The organism is Kribbella sancticallisti (genome assembly GCF_039530625.1).
Lineage (GTDB): Bacteria > Actinomycetota > Actinomycetes > Propionibacteriales > Kribbellaceae > Kribbella > Kribbella sancticallisti.
Map to the genome: position 1 here is coordinate 1 of NZ_BAAAOS010000065.1, position 7399 is coordinate 7399.

Below are 7399 nucleotides of genomic sequence, written 5' to 3' on the forward strand. Positions count from 1 at the left end.
CCCAGACCGCCAAATCACCGACTCAACCGAACATCACGAACTCCGGCTGTAGTACTAGGCGCATCTTCAGCGAGGGCATAGAGACCTCATGGGTACGCATCAGAGGACACGAGTTGACAACGTATCCACAACGGCCTCTGGCGTAACACCTGAGGCACCTCTACGCTCCAGACCACTTACTTCGCAATGGGGGGACCATGGACGAAGCTGGCAGCATACCGATGACTCGCGCCCGGTTGTATGTACTCCTCGGTGCATTTGAGCGAGATATACGCACAATCTTGGCCCGCTACGTTCTATCTGAGATGGATGAGGTTGAAGCGCTAGGAAACTTGTATGAGAAGGCGTTTCAGCGGCGCTCGGACGACGAAGCGGCATCAGATGGTGTTCCGCTTACGGACTATCTTGATCTCCGGGAAGCTTACGATCTGTTAAATAAGCATCGTGGACACCTTCCAGCGGAACTTGGCCAAGAGGTTCGCGAATTGACAGTCCAGTTGGACCGTCTAGTCGGTGTTCGAAACCGTGTCATGCACTCCCGCCCTCTATTGGTCGGAGACAGCGACACGGCACCGATCTTGTTGGGGCAGTAGCGAACGCGCTGGTGGACTGAGTTGCGGCGTACGTTGGCCCAAATGGACGCTGATCCTTCCTGGGAGCCGCTTGTTGAGCTTCCAGAGCAGGTATCTTTCGCGGTGCACAACCTCCCGTCCCCAGAGTATGATGAAACTGGTTTGGTTGGAAGATCGACCGAAGTTCAGCAACTGATAGAACTCCTGAATCGGCGGCGAGAGCCTGTTATCACCATTACTGGAGAAGGTGGAATTGGCAAGACTGCGCTTGCGATCCAGGTTGCGTCAGAGCTCGCCGATGATCCTGCGCGACCATTTGAAGCGATCCTCTGGACTTCGTTGAAGAATGAGAAACTCACTGCAAATGGGATCCGGGATATCGCTGGAGCGGCGCAAGACCTTACTGGTGCAATCGTACCTCTGGGTCAAGCGCTGGATACCGGATTCGATGGATCATTAAATGATCTAGCGGATGCTTTGCAAGACCTCCGAGTTTTGGTGGTATTCGACAATCTGGAAACTATTGGCGGTCTGGATTTCTCAACGCTCTACGAGGCGTTGCCTGATTCCGTCACGTACCTTATCACCAGCCGGGTTGGGATTGGTGAGTATGAGCGGAGGTATCCCTTAGGCAAGTTGCAGAAGGTCGATAGCCTGCGATTACTCAATGACTTTATAAGAGCTCGGCGAGTTGACAGTCTCCGCAAGCTATCTAGTGGAACAAGAGCAGAGATCGTCGACAGGCTTCGCCATAGTCCTCTGGTTATTAGATGGTTCGTTCTGGCTGTTGAGGCTGGGCAAGAGCCTGTGGCACTAATTCGCGACCAGCGCGAGGTTCTCGAGTTCTGCGTCCGTTCGGTCTATGAATCGCTCACAAAGCCTGCATTCGACGTCTTGGCGGCATTATCTGTACTAGGGCGGCCGGTGACGTCGGATGAGTTGGTGCTGCTGCTTGAGAAACGGATCGACGAAGTAAACGCCGGCCTGCAGGAGTTGATTCGAGGGTCCCTGGTTCGCAGGGAGAGTACGGGGATTCCAGGCGATCTAACTTTGTTAGTCACGTTGACCGAAACCGCAAGCGCTTTTTTTGCGAGAGGTGTTACTCTAGATCCGGACTTGAGTCAGCGAATAATGCGGCGAGATACTGAGTATCGCATCATTGAGGAGCGGCGTTCGGTTGAGGCTGCCGCGAGATCGCTGGCGCCGATCGTAGTACGGGTGCGTGGACCTCAAGATGTGCCCACTGCGCAGATACTCCGCAACGCCCTGCTTGTATCCCAGAGTAGAGATTTCGAAGCCGCACTGGCAGAGATCGATCGAGCGCGGAAGCTGAATCCGGATTTTTGGGAGGTGGATCGCGTTGATGGCTTCGTTCGAGCGGCTGGTGGTGAGTACGCAAGTGCAACTGTCGCCTATAGGTCTGCCCACGCTAAGGCCGATGAAGAGGGCAAAGCAGTCGTCAGTTACTTCCTAGCTGGCCACCTGTCCCGCAATCTGCGGGACGTGGAGTCGGCGATCGTCTACGCAAAAGAAGCTCATCGAGTGTTGGATGTCGCGGACACGGCCGTGGCGCTGGGGAATTATCTAGTATGGACTCGCCACTTTGAGGCCGGAATTCAGCTCATTGAACCTGTCGTTAAAGATGCCGAGGGGAAACTCAAGCTGATTGCGCTCAGCAGCCTGTCCCAGGCTTACAGGAGGTGGGCATCCTACGCGGCGGATGAGGAAAAGAATCCCGCACTCCAGTACCAGCGCGGACGCCGTGGTCTCGACATTGCGCTAGCCGCGATCGAGGCTGGTGTCATTGACACTCGTTTGCGTGATGAGGCCTGTGAGTGCGCTACACAGGCAATCCTAGGTGCCGCCGGCTGTCTAGCTGCATCGCTATCCCTTGCCGGTCTTGGCGAATGGCTCGATCGCTTCGCGACCGTTCTTGTTCGCTTGGCAGGCGCCAGGCGGTGGCCGCAGCTGTTCGTCGCCATTACCCAGCTGTATAGAAAGCGTGGCGCCCCAGTAGCTGCCGGAAGGCTTCGAAATCTGGCTCACGAGTTGGATGAGAGTGGCGATCCTGAGAGGGCTGGCGTCGTTGCGGCCGGTGCGGTGGTTGGTGAGGTGGTATCAATGCAACCGGCCTACGGATTTATCAGGCATCCACGCTTCCCCAGTAATCTCTTTTTCCATAGAGATGACCTGCTCGATTCGGGTTCGATGGAAGAACTTCGGGTCGGTACGTTGGTCCGTTTCTCTGTGGTTGATACCGAACGAGGTCCCCGTGCCACGAACGTTGCCAAGGCCCATTGAGATCTTCCCAGGGCCCCGGCAAAGTCGTCGATCAGCAGTTGTTCGAGGGTCTGGAGTGGTCGGTGAGGTCTTCGGGCGTTGCGTCGTAGGCCGGTGGCGATGTTGCTGGCTGGGCCCAGCCACCGGGCTGGTCTTCGAAGGCGTCGGCGTCCAGGGCTGCAGCGTCCGGCGGATCGTGGACTCACACGGGGACCGCATCGGCGATGATGCCACGACGGGCATGGTCCCTCTCGTGATCCGGCAGTGTGAGAACCGCCATGACTAACACCGAAGCCGTCCCCGCCCCGCAACCCGCTCACACCCGTGCGTCACCGACCCCGCAACCCCTTCAACACGAATTTGCCGACCCCCTGATGCTCTGCCCACGGCCGGCAGAGTAACCAGAATCTTGACGCTGTTCAACTATTGATTACCATCGGATCGCTGTGCATAATCATCTCACAATCATTTCAGTATCTTAACAGCCTCGTATTGCATCCAAGAGGTTCTCGCGGAAGGAACTGCATTCATGCACTCATGGTCGAAGTTGGCCGTTCTTGTAATGCTGTTGTCCAGTTTTGCGCTAGCCGCATCGCCGGCGAATGCGGTCGTACCGCGCGAAAATTGCGTAACGATGGTGGAGAAGACAGAATCCAGAGAAAAGATTCTGTCCGCGCGGGAGGTGTGCGGCACGAAAGAAGATTTGAGTAAGATTACTAGCGAACAGTCACTTCTGGTGACTTGGTATGAGCATGCGAACTTCCAAGGCAGGAGTAACCCCGTCTACGGTGACTTCGGCCCCTGCGACTGGGAAGGGTACACGATACCGGTCATTGGAATGTGGTCGGCAATGATTAGCTCCTACGACCTATATGGGACGTGCAACTGGGCAACGTACTGGGACCCAGATGGCAACAATTCCGGAAGCCGAGGTGGAGACCAATGGTACGTGGGTGACTTTTTCAATGACCGCATCTGGAAGATGAAAGTTTGGTACTCATGGCCGTAACCATTCAGCCCGGATCCACCGATCGGTGAATGGTCGGCTGGTTGAATGGGGACGCGGGTGCCCTCTGACCTGGGACGATGGTCTTGCTGAGGGACCGTCGTGACCGAGCCTGGGGTGCACCCGCGAGATGCAATCTTCTCATGCCGCTGCGGCGGTCGATATCGCGTTTGATGATCCGAATCTGATCGCGGATGCGGGGCTGGTCCCGGTTGTCGCGCTGGCGGAGCGGTTCGATCTGGCGGGCCTGGTCGGTGACCGGGTGAAGATCGTGGGCGCAGCGAACAGTGGCGGGGCGAACGCGGGCGCGAAGGTGATGTCGCTGCTGGGCGGGATGATCGCTGGCGCGGACTGCATCGAGGACATCGACCGGCTGCGCCATGCGGGCATGGCGGTGGCTTTCGACGGGGTGCGGGCGCCCTCGACGCTGGGCACGTTCCTGCGCTCATTCACCCACGGCCATGTCCGCCAGTTGCACGGTGTGCACCGCCATTTCCTGGTCGATCTCGCCGGAGCCGTGCCGTTGCTGCCCGGAGCGGATGTGCTCGCGTTCGTGGACGTCGACTCGACTCACCGGCAGGTCTACGGATATTCCAAGCAGGGCGCAGCGGTGGGCCGGTTGAAGGGACAGAAGACCCTGCACCCGCTGCTCGCGACGATCAGCACACCGCTGGCCAGGCCGGTCGTGGCCGGGATCCGGCTGCGCAAGGGAAAGGCCGCGGACGTGCGCGGCGCCGCCCGGTTCGTCGCCGAGGCACTGGCCACCGCGAAAGCATCCGGAGCCACCGGCACGATCATCTTGCGGGCGGACTCGAAGTTCTACACCGCCGACGTCGTCGCGGCCGCGCGGCGGGCCGGCGCGCACGTGTCGCTGACCACGGGGTCGAACCCGTCGGTGGACGCCGCGATCGCCGCATTCGAAGGTGAATGGACCCCGATCCACTACCCGGACGCGTTCGTCGATCCCGACACCGGCGAACTGGTCTCCGACGCCGAGGTCGCCGAGATGCCCTACGTCGCGTTCTCCTCGCGCCCCAAGCGGTTGCAGGTGCCAGGCCGGTTGATCGTGCGGCGCGTCAAACGCCTCAGCACAACCAGCGGACAAGGCGAACTGTTCGACGTCTACCGCCACCACGCCGTATTCACCACCAGCCCTCACACGATGCTGCAGGCCGAGACCCAGCACCGCGGCCACGCCGTGATCGAACAGGTCATCGCCGACGCCAAGGCCGCCGCGCTGGCACACCTACCGTCCGGGTCGTCCCAGGCCAACGCCGCCTGGGCCACCCTCTGGGCGATCGCGCACAACCTCTCCCGCGCCGCCGGCGTCCTCGCCTCACCCTTCCACGCCCGAGCCACCACCGCGACAATCCGCGCGCACCTGATCAACGTCCCCGCCCGACTCGCCCGCACAGCACGCCGCCTGAAACTCCACCTCCCCCAGCACTGGCCCTGGCAACACGCCCTCGACAACCTCCACACAGCCCTCCACCGCCGACCACCACGAACAGCCTGACCCCCCGCCCACCGCCCCGACCAGGGCCCGACCGGACAACCACCGTGGAAAAGCCGAACAGATCGGCGGATCAACCACGCCCAGGAACCACCAGAACCAGATGAAACTCAACAAATCAGGAAAAAACGACCACCGGAAGCCGATCGGTGGATCCGGGTTCAGGTTCCGGCCGCACCAGCGGGTTTGTGGAGCCCGAATGATTGATCGCACCCCAGATCAGGGGGCAGGGCCTCGGCAAAGTCGGCCGCTTGGGCGCGTGACCTGGGCGTTTGCTGATTGCTGACCCTGGCGTTGCAGTATCGATGTGATCGCGGGGGTCGACACGCGTCGTAGATGTAGAGAAGTGCCTTACCTGCAAGGGATTCTGGGTGTGTCTAAGACGCAGAATGGTCCAAGCGGGAAGGCACCTCTTCAGTGCAGAATACAACGACGCGTCCGGTGGTCACGGTGACGGCCGATGGGCGGGGTGTCGCCTCGCATGCCGGGTCGCGGCTGCTCGCGGATCTGGCCGATGTGACCGGTGTGCCGCAGACCTTCGGTGAGGCGCTGGGCGGGCTGCGTCAGCGCCGCTCGGTGCATGATCCGGGCCGGGTGCTGGCCGATGTCGCGGTGATGCTGGCCGATGGTGGCGAGGCGATCTCGGACCTGGCGGTGCTGCGAGACCAACCGGAACTGTTCGGCACGGTCGCCTCGACCGCCACGGCGTGGCGGGTCCTGGACAGTGTCGACGAGATCGTGCTCGCCCGGTTGCGGCAAGCGCGTGCGGTCGTTCGGGAGCGTGCCTGGCTGGCTCGGACAGAACTCGGGCGGATGTTGCCGGCATCGAGGGCGGGTGGGCGGCTGCTGCCGGGCCTGGTCATCGATATCGACGCCAGCCTGGTCACCTGTCACAGCGAGAAAGAATCGGCTGCTGGCACATTCAAAGGCGGGTTTGGGTATCACCCAGTGCTGGCGTTCCTGGACAACACCGGTGAAGCGCTGGCCGGGCTGCTGCGTCCGGGCAACGCGGGCAGTAACACCGCGGCCGACCACGTCACCGTGACCGATCTGGCGCTGGCCCAGATCCCCGACGCCGAACGCCACGGCCGCCCGATCCTGATCCGGGCCGATGGTGCAGGCGCCACCAGGGACTGGCTGGCGCACCTGCGCGGCCTGCGGGAAGCCCGCGGCCTGGACGTGGAGTTCTCGGTCGGGTTCACCATGACCCGGGCGGTCCAGGCCGCGATCGACGCACTCCCCAAAGCTGCGTTGGACGCCGGCGATCGCGACCGACGGGTCGGTGCGTGACGACGCCGACGTCGCCGAGATCACCGGTCTCCTGGACGGCCTGACCGCCGCCGGTTGGCCAGCCGGTATGCGGATCATCGTGCGCCGTGAACGGCCTCATCCCGGCGCCCAGCTGTCGCTGTTCGACCAGCGCGACGGGCTGCGCTACCAGGCCTTCGCCACCGACACACCCCGAGGCCAACTCGCACACCTCGAAGCCAGACACCGCGCCCACGCCCGGGTTGAGGACCGGATCCGCTGCGGGAAGGACACCGGCATCGGCCGGTTCCCGTCCCGGCTGTTCGCGCTCAACGCGGCATGGCTGGAACTCGCGCTGACCGCGATCGATCTGATCGCCTGGACCCAGCACCTGCTGCTCGACGGTGACCTGGCCACCTGTGAACCCAAAGCGCTGCGCTACCGGCTTCTGCACACCGCCGCCCGCATCACCCGAGGCCAACGCCGCACCTATATCCGGCTGGCTGAGCACTGGACCTGGGCCCGCGATCTCGCGGCCGCGTTCGCCCGTCTCGGACTGATCCCGCACCCGCTACACACCTGAACACCCACACCCCTGACCACCCACGACCGAAGGGACAACGGAACAGCCGGCAAGCCGGCCGATCCCTCACGCCCAACAACCCTCACAATCCCCAGCCCGATCCGCGCCCACAATCAACGGCTTACTGAAAGGCCGGGGCTGACGCGGTGTGGCGTGTGTGACGGGTGTGGTCCATGGGACTTGGATGTCGGTGTCTA

2 protein-coding genes and 1 pseudogene are annotated in these 7399 nt (G+C 61.8%); all 3 read left to right on the top strand.

The features are described 5' to 3' along the window. The first annotated feature begins 635 nt into the window (after window positions 1-635). Window positions 636-2873 carry an AAA family ATPase gene (locus ABD255_RS41025; RefSeq protein WP_344222257.1) on the top strand — a complete coding sequence of 746 codons (2238 nt, stop codon included), beginning with the start codon at window positions 636-638 and terminating at the stop codon, window positions 2871-2873. A 1115-nt stretch (window positions 2874-3988) separates the two neighbouring features. Further along, a complete protein-coding gene (locus ABD255_RS41030) occupies window positions 3989-5374 on the top strand; it encodes an IS1380 family transposase (protein ID WP_344222258.1) in 1386 nt (461 codons plus the stop codon). 414 nt (window positions 5375-5788) lie between these two features. Then, window positions 5789-7202, top strand: a pseudogene (locus ABD255_RS41035) (IS1380 family transposase). Window positions 7203-7399: the final 197 nt, after the last annotated feature.

Bases quoted from the DNA above. Each gene is read 5' to 3' on its own strand.
- ABD255_RS41030 (WP_344222258.1), top strand. From the start codon at position 3,989: ATGCAATCTTCTCATGCCGCTGCGGCGGTCGATATCGCGTTTGATGAT.
- ABD255_RS41025 (WP_344222257.1), top strand. From the start codon at position 636: ATGGACGCTGATCCTTCCTGGGAGCCGCTTGTTGAGCTTCCAGAGCAG.